General features: G+C 39.6%; 17 protein-coding genes. 12 read left to right on the top strand and 5 right to left on the bottom strand.

All coding sequences use genetic code 11. From position 1 onward, the window contains the following. Nucleotides 1-26 precede the first annotated feature (26 nt). The 3 genes from ABDV71_RS03625 (at nucleotide 27) to ABDV71_RS03635 (ending at nucleotide 4,228) form a co-directional block, all read left to right on the top strand. A complete protein-coding gene (locus ABDV71_RS03625; protein ID WP_343531059.1) occupies nucleotides 27-1,712 on the top strand; it encodes a RagB/SusD family nutrient uptake outer membrane protein in 1,686 nt (561 codons plus the stop codon). A 76-nt stretch (nucleotides 1,713-1,788) separates the two neighbouring features. Then, on the top strand, nucleotides 1,789-3,093 hold the full coding sequence (locus ABDV71_RS03630) for a glycoside hydrolase family 2 TIM barrel-domain containing protein (protein WP_343531060.1): 1,305 nt from the start codon (nucleotides 1,789-1,791) through the stop codon (nucleotides 3,091-3,093). 34 nt (nucleotides 3,094-3,127) lie between these two features. Further along, the gene (locus tag ABDV71_RS03635) at nucleotides 3,128-4,228 is read left to right on the top strand and encodes a glycoside hydrolase family 16 protein (RefSeq protein WP_343531061.1); all 1,101 of its coding nucleotides are present in this window, start codon (nucleotides 3,128-3,130) and stop codon (nucleotides 4,226-4,228) included. 313 nt (nucleotides 4,229-4,541) lie between these two features. Here the strand turns inward: ABDV71_RS03635 and ABDV71_RS03640 are convergent, their stop codons facing one another. After that, the gene (locus ABDV71_RS03640; RefSeq protein WP_343531062.1) at nucleotides 4,542-5,057 is read right to left on the bottom strand and encodes a DUF6702 family protein; all 516 of its coding nucleotides are present in this window, start codon (nucleotides 5,055-5,057) and stop codon (nucleotides 4,542-4,544) included. 76 nt (nucleotides 5,058-5,133) lie between these two features. Between ABDV71_RS03640 and ABDV71_RS03645 the strand changes: the two genes are divergently transcribed. The 6 genes from ABDV71_RS03645 (at nucleotide 5,134) to ABDV71_RS03670 (ending at nucleotide 12,446) form a co-directional block, all read left to right on the top strand. Continuing rightward, entirely contained in the window at nucleotides 5,134-5,718 is a 585-nt protein-coding gene (locus tag ABDV71_RS03645) for a HupE/UreJ family protein (RefSeq protein ID WP_343531063.1), read from the top strand. A 12-nt stretch (nucleotides 5,719-5,730) separates the two neighbouring features. After that, entirely contained in the window at nucleotides 5,731-8,100 is a 2,370-nt protein-coding gene (locus ABDV71_RS03650; protein WP_343531064.1) for a M1 family metallopeptidase, read from the top strand. Between the two features lie 402 nt (nucleotides 8,101-8,502). Continuing rightward, nucleotides 8,503-10,542: an excinuclease ABC subunit UvrB gene (gene uvrB / locus ABDV71_RS03655; RefSeq protein WP_343531065.1), complete on the top strand. Its 2,040-nt coding sequence runs from the start codon at nucleotides 8,503-8,505 to the stop codon at nucleotides 10,540-10,542. A gap of 1 nt (nucleotide 10,543) precedes the next feature. After that, a complete protein-coding gene (locus ABDV71_RS03660) occupies nucleotides 10,544-11,833 on the top strand; it encodes a DUF3472 domain-containing protein (RefSeq protein WP_343531066.1) in 1,290 nt (429 codons plus the stop codon). 29 nt (nucleotides 11,834-11,862) lie between these two features. After that, nucleotides 11,863-12,063 (top strand): YwbE family protein, encoded by a 201-nt coding sequence (locus ABDV71_RS03665; protein WP_343531067.1) that lies wholly within the window; start codon nucleotides 11,863-11,865, stop codon nucleotides 12,061-12,063. A gap of 131 nt (nucleotides 12,064-12,194) precedes the next feature. Then, entirely contained in the window at nucleotides 12,195-12,446 is a 252-nt protein-coding gene (locus tag ABDV71_RS03670; protein ID WP_343531068.1) for a DUF4834 family protein, read from the top strand. Between the two features lie 3 nt (nucleotides 12,447-12,449). Here the strand turns inward: ABDV71_RS03670 and ABDV71_RS03675 are convergent, their stop codons facing one another. The 4 genes from ABDV71_RS03675 to ABDV71_RS03690 form a co-directional block, all read right to left on the bottom strand. After that, nucleotides 12,450-13,379 carry a TIGR01777 family oxidoreductase gene (locus ABDV71_RS03675; RefSeq protein WP_343531069.1) on the bottom strand — a complete coding sequence of 310 codons (930 nt, stop codon included), beginning with the start codon at nucleotides 13,377-13,379 and terminating at the stop codon, nucleotides 12,450-12,452. A 4-nt stretch (nucleotides 13,380-13,383) separates the two neighbouring features. Further along, on the bottom strand, nucleotides 13,384-14,199 hold the full coding sequence (locus ABDV71_RS03680; protein WP_343531070.1) for a DUF393 domain-containing protein: 816 nt from the start codon (nucleotides 14,197-14,199) through the stop codon (nucleotides 13,384-13,386). An 81-nt stretch (nucleotides 14,200-14,280) separates the two neighbouring features. Continuing rightward, the gene (locus tag ABDV71_RS03685; RefSeq protein ID WP_343531071.1) at nucleotides 14,281-14,787 is read right to left on the bottom strand and encodes a helix-turn-helix domain-containing protein; all 507 of its coding nucleotides are present in this window, start codon (nucleotides 14,785-14,787) and stop codon (nucleotides 14,281-14,283) included. Between the two features lie 54 nt (nucleotides 14,788-14,841). Continuing rightward, nucleotides 14,842-15,915: an acyltransferase gene (locus ABDV71_RS03690; RefSeq protein WP_343531072.1), complete on the bottom strand. Its 1,074-nt coding sequence runs from the start codon at nucleotides 15,913-15,915 to the stop codon at nucleotides 14,842-14,844. Between the two features lie 339 nt (nucleotides 15,916-16,254). Between ABDV71_RS03690 and ABDV71_RS03695 the strand changes: the two genes are divergently transcribed. Genes ABDV71_RS03695 through ABDV71_RS03705 form a run of 3 tightly spaced genes read left to right on the top strand, consistent with a single transcriptional unit; the run spans nucleotide 16,255 to nucleotide 19,129 of the window. Next, on the top strand, nucleotides 16,255-17,106 hold the full coding sequence (locus ABDV71_RS03695) for a UDP-2,3-diacylglucosamine diphosphatase (protein ID WP_343531073.1): 852 nt from the start codon (nucleotides 16,255-16,257) through the stop codon (nucleotides 17,104-17,106). 29 nt (nucleotides 17,107-17,135) lie between these two features. Further along, nucleotides 17,136-18,122 carry a glycosyltransferase family protein gene (locus ABDV71_RS03700; RefSeq protein ID WP_343531074.1) on the top strand — a complete coding sequence of 329 codons (987 nt, stop codon included), beginning with the start codon at nucleotides 17,136-17,138 and terminating at the stop codon, nucleotides 18,120-18,122. A gap of 29 nt (nucleotides 18,123-18,151) precedes the next feature. After that, complete coding sequence (locus tag ABDV71_RS03705) at nucleotides 18,152-19,129, top strand: DUF6427 family protein (RefSeq protein WP_343531075.1); 978 nt, start codon at nucleotides 18,152-18,154, stop codon at nucleotides 19,127-19,129. Nucleotides 19,130-19,222 lie beyond the last annotated feature (93 nt).

Raw genomic sequence — 19,222 nt, forward strand, 5'->3', positions numbered from 1 at the left:
ATATGATTACTATTAAAAGAAAAGAAATGAACAAAAGATATAAATGGTTGATCGGCGTAATGATAATTACGTTTACAACTTTCTCATGTAAAAAAGATCTATTGGATATTAAACCAATCGATTTCGTATCTGATGCCGCCGTTTTTCAAGATATCACTCTTACCAATCAATTTGTTAACGATATCTACGGATCCTTGTTAAGTGGCTTTGAACGTAGAGATTTCGGTTATGACCAAGATTGGGCACGTGGTTTCTCTAACTTGGATATGATGACGGATGATATTGAAGGTCACAATGATTTGCCAATGAATAGAGTGCAAGCAGGAGATTTAAACTCCCATTTTTCAGAGGGCACGCAATTGTGGGCAGTTAACTATAGTTTAATTAGAAAGGCAAATACCCTCATTGCACGTGTTGACGGTGTACCTACCACCAACGTCGCATTGAGAAATCGTTTAAAGGCTGAAACCAAATTTTTAAGAGCATTTGCTTATGCAGATCTAGTAAAATCGTTTGGAGGAGTTCCATTAATTACCACAGAACAAAATGTGAACGATGATTTGGAAGTGCCTAGGAACAGCTATGATGAGTGTGTAGCGTTTATCGTTAAGGAATGTGATGAGGCTGCTGCAGTATTATTGCCAAGTTATCCGGATGCAGAATTGGGCAGGGCTACAAAAGGAGCAGCATTGGCCTTAAAAGCAAGGGTGTTGCTTTACCACGCTAGTCCATTAAATAACCCAGGCAATATTGCCTCTAGATGGGATGACGCGGCAAAAGCGGCACAACAGGTGATGGCTTTAGCTCCTGCAACTTATGATCTTTACCCAGATTACTATCAATTATTCATGACCAAAGCAGGCAACAAAGAGGTCATTTTTGCAAAGAAATTTGGTCGTCCAAATCGTACGCATCAAAGCGCTTGGATGTTGCACATGAGCTTTACGCCAACAGGTTGGGGCGGTTGGGGGGCTTTCCACGCAACACAAAACCTGGTAGATGCTTTTGAAATGAGAACTACTGGCTTACGCCCTGATGAACCAGGTTCTGGATATGATCCACAACATCCTTATGCAAATCGCGATACCCGTTTAGATAAAGCGATGTTGATGAACGGTTCGCAATTTAAAGGTATTACGGTAGAAACTTTCCAAAGTGCTGATCTTGCAGTTTTCCCTGATGGTAATGCCAATAGCCGTACCAACGGTGATAGGACTAAAACAGGTTACGGTTTGCGCAAGTTCATCGACGAGAAAAATATGACTGCCGATGCTGTGTATCAAGGAGGAGATAACGATTGGATTTATATGCGTTACGCAGAAGTGTTGTTAAACTACGCCGAAGCTAAAAATGAGTTTAGTGGACCTGACGGTACCGTGTACGATGCCTTAGATAAAGTTCGTGCAAGAGGTGGACTGCCATTGCTGACCAGAAATTTCTCGCAAGCCACTTTACGTGAAAAAATCCGTAACGAACGTAGGGTAGAACTTTGCTTTGAAGAACAGCGTGTTTATGATGTGCGCCGTTGGAAAACTGGAATGACCTATTTTAATGGCCCAGTTTACAGAATGAATGTCATCAAAAATACCGATGGTTCCATCACTTATACCAAAGCTGTATTAGAAAACAGGGTATATAAAGAAAGTTATAACCTTTTCCCTATTCCTCAAATAGAAATGGAGAGAAACAGAAAGCTAACCCCTAATCCATAACAATTAATAGAAAATGACATTAAAATTTCCTCCACTGCTGGGGGAAATTTTAATGTACAGGTTTAATCCTGATCATATGCAGAAAATACTTTATAGCACTATTGTCATGTGTGCAACAATCTGTAGCAATCTTTTTGCTGCCGAAAAATTGCCAAGTAACGAATCACCCCAGCCCATAAAAGTTGAAGTAAAGAAAACTGATATGGGTTTCGGGCTATTTAGAAATGGCGCCCCGTATTTCATTAAAGGTGCGGGTGGCACTTCCTATTACCATAAAGTGGCAGCTTACGGTGGAAATTCTGTTCGTACATGGAGCACCAATGGAGCGAAAAATGTCCTCGACTCGGCCCAAAAAAATGGATTAACCGTAATGATGGGCTTGCCCGTTACGCCAGAACGCCATGGTTTTAATTACGACGACCCCATTGCTGTTAAAAAGCAGTTTGAGCGGGTGAAAGCAGAAGTACTGAAATACAAAGACCATCCGGCGCTGTTAACTTGGGGCATTGGGAATGAACTTAACCTGTCTTACAAAAATCCAAAAGTATGGGAAGCCGTTAACGACATTGCTAAAATGATCAAGGAAGTTGATCCCAACCATTTGGTCACTACCGTATTAGCGGGTATCAATAAAAAAGAAATAGAGCACATTAAAGCTAGTGCACCTGCCATCGAACTTTTGGCAATTAATACTTATGGAGGTTTAGCCGAACTTCCTGCCAAAATTAAAGCCGCGGGTTGGAACGGCCCTTACCTGGTAACTGAATGGGGACCTACAGGGCATTGGGAAGGTTTGCAAACTGAATGGAATGCTCCCATAGAAGAAACCAGCGCCGAAAAAGCGGCAGTTTATCAAAACCGTTATCAATATGGTATCGAAAGAGATAAGGCTAATTGTTTAGGCTCCTACGTGTTTTTATGGGGCCAAAAGCAAGAAAGAACGCCTACTTGGTATGGCCTTTTTACTGCCAAAGGCGAAGAAAATGAAGTGGTTGATATGATGCATTATCTTTGGAAGGGAACTTTCCCAAAAAACAAAGCGCCACACTTATATGGTTTTCTATTAAACAATCAAAGAGCTAATCAAAGTGTGTACTTAAAACCGGGGGGTAGTTATGAAGCAGAAGTAGTTGCTATCGATCCCGACAATGACCGCTTAAATTACCGTTGGGAATTATTACCTGAAGCAACCAAGGTAGGTGAGGGTGGGGATCATGAAGACAAGCCGGCAGCCTTACAGATGGTGCACACCAATAAAGGAAATGGAAAAATTAATCTTACTGCTCCAAAAATTGGCGGGGCGTACCGCTTATTTGTGTATGTAGAAGATGGAAAGAATAAAGTAGCTACGGCAAATATCCCATTTTTTGTAAAAGAGTAATTGCCTAAATTGTTAATATAAAGAAACCGAGAAGATGAAAGTAGATACAAATTTGTTTAGAAACTGGTTGCTCATTGGATTAATGTTGACCATGAGCCTGAGTTGTAAGAAAGAGGCCAAGGCAGTAGAACCGAGCAACCTTCAATTGGTAGCCAACGTAAGTACTGATGGTTCAGGTAGGGTTGATTTTGTGGCAACAGCAACTAATGCAGATCGTTACTACTTTAGTTTTGGTCAAGGCAGTAATGAGAGCATCAGGTCTAATGATGGTAAAGCCTTTACCATTTATACTCAAGGAGGAAGTTACACGGTGAAAGTAACCGCATATTCATCAAGTGATAAATCCATTGAGCTTACCAAAAAGATTACGGTAGATATAGATGAAGTAATTGATAACACTGGCTATATCTCTCCCGAAACCTACCCTGGGATGACCCTTGTTTGGCGAGATGAGTTTAATGGTGATGCCTTAGATGCCCAATTTTGGAACTTTGAAGAAGGTAATGGAGTAGAAGGATGGGGTAACTGGGAGTTACAATACTACCGTAAAGAGAACACTAGGGTACATAATGGTTATTTGACTATTACCGCTAAAAAAGAATCGTATGGAGGCAAAGAATACACCTCTTCGAGATTAACCACGCAAGACAAAAAGGAATTCCTTTATGGTCGTATCGATTTTAGAGCAAAACTCCCTAAAGGACAAGGAATATGGCCAGCGTTTTGGGCTTTAGGCGCAAATATCCGTACCTCACCGTGGCCATTCTCTGGAGAAATTGATATCATGGAAATGGTAGGCGGTGGCCCAGGAAAAGACAATACCGTTCACGGGACGGTACATTATGAAGATGGTGGACATAAATATATTGGCGGCTCAACTACCTTAACCTCTGGAGATTTTTATGATAAATTTCATGTATTCTCCTTAGTATGGACCGCTACCTCTTTAAAATGGTATGTAGACAATGTAGAATTTTACACGTTTGATACTACTGGTGCGAATAAAGACGAGTTTAGGCGTTCTTACTTTCTGCTCATTAACCTTGCCGTAGGCGGAAATTGGCCAGGCGCTCCAAATGCCAACACTGTTTTCCCGCAGAAGTATATTGTAGACTATGTTAGGGTTTTTCAATAGAAAAATCACCCGTTAATGATTAATATTGTTTGTGAAGTCCCGCACCTGCGGGACTTTTTTGATTAGGCTTGTTAATATCAAAGATGCATCCTGTCGTGTAAGTGCAAATATGGGAAGGATTTTTTCCTCCCCCTTTAATTCCCCCTCGGAGAGGGGGAATTAAAGGGGGAGGTTCAGAAATTAGGGGTTTAAAAAGACTCCGCCCGTTGAGCACCCCTGGAATAGGGGAATTGCAACCTTCTTTTCCCTATTCCAGAGATGGTAGTCGAAGACTAGGGTATTAAAGTAAAACAACTAATCCGCCCAAACAACCCTAAAAAGAAATACCCATTTTCCTTTCCGGAAAACTTGCCTTGGTGCTTTTTCTATTTCCATTTTTTTCTACATGAAGAATATTCATCTGGTCTTCAAACAAATCATACAAAATACTATTGTCCACACCCAGTGTTTTAAAAGAAGGAGAATTTCCAATCTCTAAATAAACATTGGTGGCTTCATGGTCATTTTCGAATCCTAGATAATTATACTTAACCGCTTTCCCGTCAACCATAAATTTCAAGTTGGCCTCTAAATAACTTTTCACAAAGGCGTTCATTTCCTTTACTTGGCTCTTGGTATACAGGTCAATCTTACTTTTAAATCGCTTATTCAGTACATTTTCAAAGTCATCCGTAAAAATTCTACAAGTAATTTCTAAGGATTTACTTTTGGTGTTGTAAGAAACTTCGGTGTTACTGACGTGGAAAGGATGCTTTTTAACTTCTTCGTTCGAGAAAAAGCTAAAAGAGAGCATTAAAACAAGTAACAATTTTGAAAATATTGGGGTCATTTTTTTAACTAAGCCTTAAAAGTAACAGAAAGAACCTAACTTAGGTTTAATTAACTAGCTAAAATTAAAATCTTACATGCCCTTTTCCGATTTCCTATTCTATTTTGAGCTAGGTTGGTCACATATTATCAGTTTAGATGCATTAGATCATCAGCTATTCATCTTGGCTCTTGTTGCGGTCTACACTTCCAAGCAGGTCAAGCAAATATTAATATTGGTTACTGCATTTACCGTTGGACACTCCATTACTTTAGCGTTAAGCACCTTGGATATTATTCGTTTCGATAGCAAATGGGTAGAGTTTTTAATTCCATGTACCATTTTTATCACGGCAGTTGCCAATTTGTTAAAGAACGAAAAAAGAAAAAAAAGTGTACAACTAAATTACTACTTGGCATTGTTTTTTGGCTTAATTCACGGAATGGGCTTTGCAAATTCGGTCCGTATGATGTTGGCAAAAGACCAATATATAGGTTGGGGTTTATTTGGCTTCAATTTAGGGCTAGAAGTAGGACAAATTATTTTCGTGGCTTTAACCATGTTGATATCAGGAATCTTTCTGTATTTTTTCAAAGTAAGGCAACGAGATTGGATCATATTTGTGTCTTCCGCTGTTTTTGCGTTAGCTTTACAGATGGCTTTGCAGCGAATACCTTTTTAAAATAAATATTAGATGAAAAGATTTTACGGTTTTTGTTTAAGCGCTACATTACTTGCTTCGGCAGTTATGGCGCAAAATATCCAAAACAACCCCGGAAGTAACCACGGTAACAAGTTTGAGCAGTTAGGAACCATACTACCTACCCCTAACGAGCAACGTACGGCAAGTGGAGCACCAGGGGTAAAATACTGGCAGCAGCGTGCCGATTACGATATCAAATGCGAATTGGATGAAAACACACAAACTTTGAAGGGAAGTGAAACCATTACCTATCATAACAACTCGCCAGATCCGCTAACCTATATTTGGATCCAGCTGGATGAGAACCAGCATAATAACCTTAAAAATGCCAATTATCAAAGTGCCACTAAAATGCCCCAAAGCGCTACCGACAAGCAGTTGGAAAATTTTGCACTTAAAACAGATGATAATGGCTTTGGGTTTAATATCCTGAAAATTACCGATGCCCAAGGTAAAAACCTAGAATATACCATCAATAAAACCATGATGCGAATTGAAGTGCCAGTTTTAAAATCTGGAGATAAATTCGTTTTCAATATCGATTGGAATTATAAAATTGTCGATAGAATTGCAAAAGGTGGCAGAGGTGGCTATGAATATTTCCCTAGTGATGGTAATTATCTGTTTACCATGGCACAATGGTATCCTCGTCTTTGTGTTTATAGCGATTTTCAGGGATGGCAAAACCACCAATTTACAGGTAGGGGTGAGTTTGCTTTAACCTTTGGCGATTTCAAAGTGCAAATGACCGTGCCAGCAGACCATATGGTGGGCTCAACTGGCGAATGTCAAAACTATGCCCAAGTACTTACGCCAGCTCAACTGGCGAGATTTAATACAGCAAAAACAGCTAAGGCGCCTGTAGAAATTGTAACCTTGGCCGAAGCCAAAGCCGCTGAAACAAATAAATCGACCGCTAAAAAAACTTGGATTTTTCACGCTAAGGATGTGAGAGATTTCGCTTGGACTTCATCTCGTAAATACATCTGGGATGCCATGAACCAAAAAGTCGCAAATAAAGATGTACTCTGCATGAGTTTCTATGGAAAAGAAGCGTACAATCTCTACAGTAGATTTTCTACCAGAGTAGTTGCGCATAGCATCAAAACCTATTCAGATTTCACCATTCCTTATCCATATCCAGTGGCGCAAAGTATCGAAGCAGCTAATGGTATGGAATATCCAATGATCTGTTTCAATTACGGAAGAACAAATGAAGATGGTACCTATAGCGAAACGGTAAAAAATGGAATGATTGGCGTAGTCATCCACGAAGTTGGGCATAATTTTTTTCCAATGATCATTAATAGCGACGAGCGTCAATGGTCATGGATGGATGAAGGATTGAATACTTTTACGCAATTCTTGACCGAATCATCTTGGGACAATAAATTTCCAAGTAAACGCGGGCCAGCATATGCCATTGTGCCTTATATGCAATTGCCAAAAGACCAACTAGAGCCTATTATGTCCAATTCGGAAAATATTGTACAGTTTGGTCCAAATGCTTATGCCAAACCTGCTACAGGCTTAAATATTCTCCGTGAAACGATCATGGGACGTGAACTTTTCGATTACGCTTTCAAAGAATACTCTAGAAGATGGGCCTTTAAACATCCAACACCAGCCGATTTCTTTAGAACCATGGAAGATGCCAGTGGCGAAGACCTAGATTGGTTTTGGAGGGGCTGGTTTTACAGTACCGATGTTTGTGATATTTCTTTAGATGAAGTGAAATATGCAAAAGCGGATTTCCCTCAGCCAGCAAAAACTAGGACAGATAAACCAACTGTAGGCAAGCCAATGTTAACCGATGATGACATTAGCAAGCAAAGAAACAGGGAAGATAAAAGAATTAAGTTCTATACCGATCAGGATTTAGAAGCACGTGATTTTTATTGGAAATATGCCAGAGGTTTGGTGCAGGTAGATAGCAGTAAAGTAAAAACAAAGGAGATAAGGCTGCCCGCTGAAGAATTTACGACTGAAGAAAAAGCAAAATATAGCAATAAGCATTTTTATGAACTTAACTTTAGCAATAAAGGCGGTTTGGTAATGCCAATTATTGTGGAATTTACCTTTAAGGATGGCACCAAAACGGTAGATAGAATACCGGCACAGATATGGAGGCTCAACGAACTCAAAACTTCTAAATTCTATGCTTTGGATAAGGAAGTGGCAGCCATTAAAGTGGATCCTTTCCGCGAAACTGCTGATATCAATGAAAGCAATAATACTTGGGGCGCGGTAGAAGCAGCTCCTTCTAAATTCCAGTTGTTCAAAGCCGCTCAAGGAGCTTCAGGCAGAGGGCAATCGGAAGGTGTGAACCCTATGCAGTTGGAAGTGAAAAAAAGCAGATAATAATTCTCGGATCATACCTGAAGGCCTCGATTTATCGAGGCTTTCTTTTTAAAAACTGAAATGGATTATTGTTTTTGAGGATTGCTTTGGTCGCATCTAGTTAAGCGCAACGTTATGCTGAGATTAATTCTCGTAGGTTTTACCCATAACCAAACTAACTCGTCATTTCGACGATAGGAGAAATCTAACGATATATCCAAATTGCATATCGAAAGATTTCTCCGCTCGCTTCGCTGCGGTCGAGATGACGAGCACCCTGTATTCAGGATGCTAGCGGCAACTAAAGGAACTCGGGGTTAAACGGTTTTTGCTTACCTTTTCATCAAGAATAAGGTAAAAGAGAGAATACAAAAACTTACTGTGTATATTTAGGTTAATCCCTAAACCGTATCTTTGTATATCATGAAGTTCAAATTAATTTCCGATTATAAACCCACTGGCGATCAGCCTGGAGCAATTGCCCAGCTGGTTGAAGGCGTAAATGCTGGCGACCACTATCAAACCCTTTTGGGAGTGACGGGGTCTGGCAAAACATTTACCGTGGCCAATGTGATTGAACAAACCCAGCGACCAACGTTGATCCTTAGTCATAACAAGACTTTGGCGGCTCAGCTATATGGCGAAATGAAGCAGTTCTTTCCCGAAAATGCAGTGAACTATTTCGTCTCCTATTACGACTATTATCAGCCAGAGGCTTATATGCCCACCACCAATACTTATATTGAAAAAGACTTGCAGATCAATGAAGAAATAGAAAAGCTAAGGCTAAGGTCTACCTCTTCGCTAATTTCTGGACGTAGAGATGTAATCATCGTTTCCTCTATTTCCTGTATCTATGGTATGGGAAACCCCGAAGACTTTTCAAAATCTGTATATCGATTTGGTGTAGGTACCCGAGTAAGTAGAAATGCCTTTTTGCACCATCTAGTAGAAATTTTATATGCCCGTACCATCAACGACTTCAAACGAGGAACCTTTCGTGTAAAAGGAGATACGGTAGATATCTATCCTGCCTACATGGATTACGCCTATCGTATTTCTTTCTTTGGCGATGATATCGAAGAACTATCTGCTATTGATCCGGTAACGGGAAAAACCATCGAAAAACTGGATGATATCTCTATTTATCCAGCTAATCTTTTCGTCACTCCAAAAGACAGATTTAACCAGTCTATTTGGGGAATACAGGAAGAGTTGGAAGTTCGTAAGAATCAGCTGTTAAACGATGGACTGCTGTTGGAAGCCAAACGTTTGGAAGAAAGGGTAAACTTCGATATTGAAATGATGAAAGAGTTGGGCTACTGTTCCGGAATTGAGAATTACTCTCGTTTCTTTGATGGTCGTACACCTGGAATGCGCCCCTTCTGTTTGTTAGACTACTTCCCAGACGATTATTTGATGGTGATTGATGAAAGCCACGTAACGGTACCGCAAATTAGGGCCATGTACGGTGGCGACAGGTCCCGTAAATTATCATTGGTAGAATATGGTTTTCGTTTACCTTCGGCCTTAGATAACCGTCCTTTAAATTTTGAGGAGTTTGAAAGTTTAGCCCCTCAAACCATTTATGTAAGTGCTACGCCAGCAGATTACGAACTCCAAAAATCTGATGGTGTAGTGATCGAGCAGGTAATTAGACCAACGGGTTTGTTAGACCCGTTAATTGAAATCCGTCCAGCCATTAACCAAGTAGATGATTTGCTGGATGAAATCGATAAAACCATCAAGCAAGGCGATAGGGTTTTGGTGACAACGCTGACCAAACGAATGGCCGAGGAGTTGACTAAATACATGGACAGATTGAACATCAAATGTCGCTACATCCATTCCGAAGTAAAAACCTTGGAAAGGGTAGAGATTTTAAGGGGACTGCGTTTGGGAGAGTTTGATGTTTTGGTTGGAATCAACCTTTTGAGAGAGGGATTAGATTTGCCAGAAGTAAGTTTAGTGGCTATTTTAGATGCCGATAAAGAAGGTTTTTTGCGTTCAGATAGAGCACTGATACAAACCATTGGTCGTGCGGCACGTAATGATAGAGGAAGAGTAATTATGTATGCCGATGATATAACCGATTCTATGGAGCGCACCATTACGGAAACCAATCGACGCAGAGAAAAACAGATTGCCTACAACTTGGAACATGGCATTACCCCAAAGACAGTAGGTAAATCAAAATCAGAAATTTTGGAACAGACTTCTGTGTTGGAAGTTTCGGAGAAGCAGAAAGCTAGAGCAAAAGCTTATGTAGAAGTGGATGAAGTAAGTGTAGCTGCAGATCCTGTAGTGCAATACATGACCAAGCCAGAAATGCAAAAGGCTATCGACAAATCTCGTAAAGAAATGCAAAAGGCGGCCAAGGATATGGATTTCTTATTGGCAGCCCGCTTACGCGACGAAATGTTTGCACTTGAAAAAGTTTTTGAAGAAAGATTTGGAAAATAAAATGAATAAAAGGTTATTGAGTATTGTGTTGATCTGCATGAGTAATTTGCTTTTTGCACAAAGTGAACATCAAATAGCCGTCCCCATGGGTGGTAATGCTTACACTAGTGTAAGTAACGACAAAACTATTACTCGAAATGGAATTGTAAACTGGAATAGTAGTGATATTGTTTATAAAGTTTATGTTCGCTTAACGCAACCTGGAGAGTTAAAAGTAGCTTTAGACAAAGTCGTAAATGTGATTGGTAATAACCAAATAAGTGTGGGCATTAACAATAAATTCCAAACAGTAGAACTAATTGAAGGGAAAGATTTTCCAAAGCAAGTAGGCTTATGGAAAATAAAGGATACAGGCTACGTTGCCATCACCATTAAGGGCTTAAAAAAAACGGGTGAAAAATTCCCTGATATCGGAGGATTGATGCTATCAGGAAGCGCAATCACTACAAAAACATCTTATGTAAAAAATAATGAAGGTAATTTCTTTCATTGGGGAAGAAGAGGTCCGTCCGTGCATTTGAACTATCAATTACCTGCACAAACCGAAGCAGAATGGTTTTATAATGAGCTAACGGTGCCAAAAAATGAAGATGTAATAGGTTCTTACTTTATGGCCAATGGCTTTGGTGAAGGTTATTTTGGTATTCAAGTGAACTCTGTTACCGAAAGAAGAGTGTTGTTTTCCGTTTGGAGTCCGTTTACTACAGACAATCCTAAAGACATTCCCGATAGCCATAGAATTTTGATGCTGAAAAAAGGGAAAGACGTACACACCGGCGAGTTTGGCAATGAAGGTTCTGGCGGACAAAGCTATCTTAAGTATAGTTGGAAAGCTGGCAATACTTATAAATTCTTGCTGCGAGTTGCTCCAAATTCAAATATTAGAGACAGCACCACAACTTATACCGCTTATTTTTTTGCGCCGGAGCTTAACGAATGGCAATTGATTGCTTCTTTTAAGCGACCAAAAACCCAAACCTATTTGAAAAGGCCCCATTCCTTTTTAGAGAATTTTATTCCGGCCTATGGTGCCCATTCACGAAAGGTGTTGTTCAATAATCAATGGGTTTGCGATACCAAAGGCAATTGGATTTCTTTAAATACTGCACGTTTTACTACCGATAATACGGGTAACATAAACTACCGTAAAGATTATGCTGGCGGTCTGGACGGCGATAGTTTTTGCCTAATGAATGGGGGTTTCTTTAATCATTTTACACCAGCCAAAACGATGTTTGACAGAAAACAAAACAATAAAAAACCTCAAATTGATTTTAGCAAACTCCCTTAGCGAGAGCTTGGAATTTTAACGATAACGAGATGCAAGGACAGAATAGAAAAGATATTTATCCAGGATTGGAAGTTGGCATTATCTTAAAGAAAGACCAGCGAACAGGCACTGTCACGTATGGTGTGGTGAAGAACTTGTTGACTTCCGCCGCTTTCCATTCAAGAGGTATAAAAGTGCGTTTGGAAGATGGACAGATAGGCAGAGTTTGCGAGATTGTTGAAGATAATTGATCGTTGTTTTGTAACAGTTTTGCCGCTAAATACACCATAAACCGTTCGAATTGTAATGAAATTGCAATGAAAAACGTTATTTGAAACAAAAAGCAATAGGCAAAGTCTATATTTGTAATAAGAGTAAAAAAATGGGATATATATTAAATTTTCTATTAATAGCGATAATTGTTTTATGGGTAATCAGGTTGCTGGTAAGGATGATATTCCCTGCTGTCATTAGAAATGCCTTTGGCAATATGCAAAACCAAGCTCAACAGCAACAACAAAGACCACGTCGTCCAGAAGGAACAATTTCTATAGATTACATGCCTCAAAAAGAGAAGAAAAAAGGCAATGCTGATAAATTAGGCGACTTTGTAGACTACGAGGAGGTGAAGTAACCATTACATTCGTAAGCTCAATAAATCTCTAATGGCAATGGCGGCGGTTGGATATTGGAATTTGAAACCGCTGTCTTCCAATTGTTTGGGATAAACCCACCTGCTTTTTAAAATCAATTCCGTTTCGGTACCAATTAGCCAAGCACCAAAAGTGAGCATCCAAGTAGGGCAAGGTAAACCCAATGGCACGCCATAAATATCCCTCATCGTTTTCATTAAGGTGGTGTTTTTAGTGGCATTTGGTGCGGTGCAATTGACAACGCCGCTGATATCTTTATTTTCCAATATCCATTGTGTGCTTAAAGCGGCGTCTTGTTCATGTACCCAACTTACATATTGTTCTCCATCACCTTGACGACCACCTAAACCCAGTTTAACAAGATTAAGTAAGCGAGGGAAAGCTCCACCGGCCCTGCCGAAAACAATTCCCATTCTAAGCGCAACCTTTCTGGTCTTGGCAAGTTGGGTACTAAAAAAGCTTTCTTCCCATTGCTTGCAAACCTCAATAGAGAAGCCATACCCAATTTCTCCGGTGAGTTCGTCTTGGGCCCTATCCTCAGCATGTCGGTAAATAGTGGCAGATGTAATGTTGATCCAAACACTGGGAGGGTTTGCCATTTCAGCAATCACCTTATTCAATAATAGGGTAGGAGTTACTCTAGATGCGACGATTGCTTTTTGATTTTTATCGGTATATCGACAGTTTACGTTCTTACCGCAGAGATTGATTAAAAGATCCGCATTTTTCAAGTGACTGCACCAGTCGCCTGCAGTTTCTCCGTTCCAAATGACACATTTGATGTTACCTATGTCTGGTTGTGTTTTCCTAGCCAAGATAATTACCTCATCGGCAATATCACGATAATGTTTCGCAAATACTTGACCCAAATATCCGCTACCTCCTGCAAGTACTATTTTTTTGAACTTTTTCATTTTCTTAATCGACCATAATTAAACCTAAAACCAACAAACGATAAATTACCCAGCTGGCACTCAATAACAGCCCCAATCCCAATATTTTACTTCGTCTGAGGTGTTCTAAAAACATTAAACCAGCAACCAATAGAAAATAGGCGATATAGGGTAAGGCATTTAAATTAAGGGCATTTCCGACCCATAACATGGGCAATAGTAAAAAGCTTCCAGCTAATGAAATGGTCATCATGTTGGCGAGGTAATCCCAAGTTTTTGCAGGGCGATAAAGGAGACACACTAAACCTTGAAAAAGAATTTGTCCGCCGCAAATGAAATATTCTCTATAGTCATTACCAAAGGGGATTTCTGGACTGATCACTTTCGCATAATTGGTAAGGATATATGCCGTGACGAACCAGCTCAAGAACAAATAGATAAGCCTATAGTGTAACTTGAAATCGGGTAGAAGCTCATTTGCTTTTGCCTTGGCAGGGATAATAACCTTGCGGTTATAAGAAACCAGAGCATAAACTTTACTCATTAGCCAAATAAAGGGCTGAAGCGCAAATAATGGTTTGAATATTGGCATGGTGTTGCCCAAAATTTTAAAGATACTGGCAACACCATAACTAACTTGCCCCGTTTCCGTATTTACCAAGGCTATTTCATTCACCGCTCTTTTCATGTCAACGTAAGGACAAATGTCTGTTGGAATTTCCTGATAAGGTTTTCTACCATTAGCATCCAACATTTTTGTTTTCACAAAGGCAGAAGTATAAATGTTGCACATTGGACAATTAGCATCATAAAGAATAAGGTGGTTGGCTAATGTTTTCATGATTTTATTTTTTGAATTTTCAATAATTAATGAAAGTTATGCTTAAAAAATAAAGCCAATTAAGGCTCTAATGCTTTTTGCTTATTTGAATATCTTCAGCACGGAGCTCCAAAACCAGCTCTCTTCCGCTTTTAACATGGTGTCAATCATGCGATCGGCATTGTTAGCCAGTTTATTAATATCCGTCACCGACTTATTAAAGGTGGCGTAGGCCCTGTCATTTTTATCGCCTTCAACCGTAGAAAGTTCTTTTAAAACCTTAAGCATGGGCTCCAGCTCACGTTTTTTACGTTCTTTGGCCACCTGTCTAGCTACATTCCAAATATCTTTATCCGCAGCAAAATACTCTTTTCTTTCACCTGGTTTGTGCTGTTTTTCAATCAGTCCCCAATTGATCAGGTCACGCAAAGTCATGTTGGCATTACCTCTTGAAATATTGAGCTCTTCCATTACTTCTTCGGTGGTAAGGGCCTCTGGACTAATAAGCAACAAAGCATGTACCTGAGCCATGGTTCTATTAATTCCCCATTCGGAGCCTATTCTGCCCCAAGCTTCAATGAATTTTTGTTTACCTTCTGCTAATTCCATATCCAAAGATAATTTTATTTTCTAAACTTTCAAGTATTATTGAAAATAAAATTTTTATCTCTTTGGAGATAGCCACTTTCTAATAGGCAGATCGTAAAATTTCATGGCTAAATAAGCGATGGTCAGCTGCATTGCAATTAAAGATGGAATAACCCAGGCCAATGTTTGTGCATTTGGCTGCACTTGACCATAGTAGTTGCCAAACGACCATAATATGAAATAATGGGTAATATATAGTGGATAGGAGATTTGCCCAGAAAACCTGCAGATGCCCTGCTGGACTGGATTTAATGTGGCTCCTGCTCCCAAAGCGACTAAAAATGGAAAGTAAAGGATAATGATCAAGGGTTCACTAAGCCAATTCCAATTATCGTTATAGGGCACGAAAAAAGCAAGGGCTAGCAGTAAGGCCAATAAAGGGAAACCTAACCTGTTTTTAATGATCATTTGATAACGGAAAATGCACATGCCCGCTAAGAAGGAAAATGCAACCCTAGCGCCTCCGTGCCAAAAATTATCTTTTGACCAGCCTCCGCTAATATTTCCAGCGGAATTTGCAACGTAGAAAATACCAATTGCCGCTAACACGGCGAGTAATAATAGCCAAACTCTCTTAAGGCGTTGCAATACCAATGCATAAACAATATTGGCTACGTACTCCCAAAAAAGTGTCCACGCTGGGGCATTTAAACCAAAATTATTAAAAGCTCTTTCGCCAATAATAGGGTACGGAATCATTAAAACAGAGGCAAAAAATAGCAATACCATCTTCCAGCCACTATAAGCTTCCCATTGGTTGCCAAAAGGATCAAAAATAAATCCCAGCACGCCTAATACGGTACCTAAAACAACTAACGGATGCAACCTGATTAACCTTTGTTTGAAAAACGTTTTCAATCCCATTTGAGGCAGCCTGTCGTCATAGGCATAAGCAACCACGAACCCTGAAAGACAAAAGAAAAAATCTACAGCTAGATAAGCATGGGCAATTAAATCCTTGGGATGGGGAGTATACATTTCAATAAAATGGAATACCACTACACCAAGGGCAGCAATGCCTCGCAGACCATCTAAAATTTCGAAATGTGTTTTGGATTTAAAGGTTAGGCTAGAAGAATTTTCGTTCATTTTGGTTCGGTTGAATTCCAATATTAACTATTCCTGCTGGTTTGGGCAAAATTTTGGTGTATGTACGTTGTTACATAACCTGATCACCACTTTAGCAAACCTCATAGGTTTATTGGTCTAGAGCATCATAAACCTATGAGATTTTGACTAGAGAAAACATAACGATGTCTTAACAATCAGTTAATCAGTGTGCTGCAATTTTGTATCAGATAATATTCTCAAAAGATGCTTGAACTATTTCTATTGGTATGCTTAATTGTTTTTGTGGCGTTTTTCTTTAGTCCGTACGAGTTAACTGTTGGCGAAGACGAAGATTAATTACTGTTCCCAAAATAATTTATGGAGAAAAGGAATGTAGAAATTGTGGTTATTTCTGATGTGCATTTGGGTACATACGGCTGCCACGCTAAAGAATTGCTAAAATACCTAAAGAGCATTAAGCCAAAAACACTGATTTTAAATGGTGACATCATAGATATTTGGCAATTCAGTAAGCGATATTGGCCCGAAACACACATGAAAATTTTGCGCAAGCTGATGAAGTTTGTAGTAGAAGGTGTGGATGTCTATTATTTGACAGGAAACCATGACGAGCTGTTGCGCAAGTTTGCTGATATGAGCTTAGGCTCTTTTTATCTGCAGAACAAGCTTATTTTAGAAATAGATGGGAAGAAGGCCTGGTTTTTTCATGGCGATATTTTTGATGTGACCATGCAGCACTCGAAATGGTTGGCTAAACTTGGGGCGATTGGCTACGACAGCTTGATTTTGCTAAACAGTATGGTGAATTGGGGCCTGAATTTGTTTGGAAGGGAAAAAATGAGCTTCTCTAAAAAAATCAAAGCTAAGTTTAAGGATGCCGTGAAGTTTATTAACAGTTTTGAAGAAACGGCTGCGGAGCTAGCTATTGAAAACGGTTATCATTATGTGGTTTGTGGACATATCCACCAGCCTGAAAAAAGAAATATTTTGGCCGAAGGAGGCGAGGTGATGTACTTAAATAGTGGCGATTGGGTGGAGAATCTTACGGCTTTGGAATATCACCACGGGCAATGGGACATCTTTAAATACGAAGCTAAAAACTTTGTGAAAGATGAAGTGGAATTGGGCGAGCTTTCGGATGGAGAAGACCTACATGGGAAACTTGACGTGAATATTTTATTGCAGAAAATTAAACTCGGAATTGGCTAGTGCCTAAAAAATATTGATATTAGGAGCCAATGAAGATACTTTATGCGATACAGGGAACGGGCAATGGGCATGTAAGCAGAGCAAGGGAAATTATCCCTCTGTTACAACAACATGGTGAGGTGGATTTATTGATTTCGGGCACACAGGTTGATGTGAAGTTGGCCTATGAGATTAAATATAGGTTTCATGGCTTCAGCTTTATCTTCGGGAAAAAAGGTGGGGTAGACCATTACAAAACTTGGAAAAACATGAATCTCTTTCAATTTAGGAGAGACATGAAGGCCATCCCACTGCGTGACTATAACCTTATTTTAAATGATTTTGAACCCATTTCTGCATGGGCTTGCAAGTTGCAGGGAATTGAAAGTGTTTCCTTAAGCCATCAGGCATCGTTCAAATCTAAAAAAGTGCCGCGTCCCAAAACCATTGATTGGGGAAAGCTTATTTTGAGCAGGTATGCACCTACTACACATCATATAGGTTTTCATTTTGATAGGTACGATGATTTTATCTATAAACCTGTCATTAGAAGTGAGATTAGACAGCTGGTTCCTTCTAATGAGGGACATTATACCGTTTATTTGCCAGCTATTGACGACAAGGACTTGGTTAATGTGTTGAAGCAAATTCCTCAGGTGCGTTGGGAAGTTTTCTCCAAACATGCCAAGATAGCCTATCACGATGCAAATGTGTTTGTAGAACCCGTGAATAACGAAAAATTTAATGCAAGCATGGCCAGTTGTGAGGGTGTTTTTACAGGTGGTGGATTTGAAGGGCCAGCAGAAGCATTATATTTGGGTAAGAAGTTGTTGGTAGCGCCGATGCGTTTTCAATACGAGCAGCAGTGCAATGCCTATGCCTTAAAACAGTTTGGATTGCCAGTAATTTGGGGCAGTAATCGCAATTGGGTACCTATTCTGAAAGAGTTTGTTGCCAATCCGCAAGAGCACCAATTTGATTTTCCAGATGAGACTGCTGCAATTATTGCACATGCGGTAAACACTTTTGCCAGATAAATTTCTTTACTTTGCCTTCGTAATTTGGCATGATTAATCAGTTTAGAAGCTTACATCCTATTAACCTATTGTTATTGGTAGCCTATACCGTTTTAATGCGGTTGGTTATCTTTTTCAATTTACCTTCTGAACTTAATTTTGAAATACTGGAATCATATACCAGGTTTTTCATCAATATCCCTAATAATGCACTATCTCCTGAGGCAAATGTGTTTTTTGCGGCGGTGATTGTGCTAGTGCAGGCACTGATTTTCAATAGGATCATCAATAACCATGGTCTTTTAAACAAGCCTAGCTACCTGCCAGCGCTGATGTATATTTCGGGAACCAGTCTATTCCTGCAATTTTTGGTGCTCAGTCCCGCTCTCGTTTGCAACTTCTTGATGATTGTGGTAATCGATAAGTTTTTAAAGCTTTCCAAGACCTCAAACGCCATGAGTATCATGTTCGATTCGGGCATGCTGATCGCTATTGGCACGCTGATTTATTTCCCTTTTATGATGCTGCTGCTCATGCTGTGGCTCAGTTTGCTTTTATACAGGCCTTTTAACTGGCGGGAATGGATTTCTGGCATCATTGGTTTTCTGACCATTTTTATGTTCGTGGCGGTTTTTTATTACTGGAATGACAATCTTGACCGTTTTTTTGATATTTGGCAGCCTTTAACCAATAAATTTCCAAGTAACCTTCAAATTAACTACAACGATTATTTGGTACTTATTCCGGTAGGTTTAATTATGGTAATGGCTGTAATTCAGCTGCGGGATAATTTTTTTAGAAGTTTTATCAGCACCCGTAAAGCTTTCCAAATGCTGTTTTTTATGTTCGTTATCAGCATTGTTAGTTTTTATACCAAACGAGGTGTTACGGTAGCGCATTTTGTGCTATGCGTACCCTCTGGAGCCATCTTGCTTGCCTATTATTTTTCAAACGCAAAAAAGCGGTGGTTCTATGAAACACTTTTTGTGATTTTGGTGGCGTGTATCCAGTACTTTTTGTTTGTTTAACCTTTTTTAACAAATTGATACCTCGAAACTTGCCAAAGATGGTTAGCTTTGTGGCATGAAACTGTTGACAATGTTTCTTTCTATTCGTAATTC

It is taken from the genome of Pedobacter sp. (assembly GCF_039594775.1).
GTDB lineage: Bacteria > Bacteroidota > Bacteroidia > Sphingobacteriales > Sphingobacteriaceae > Pedobacter.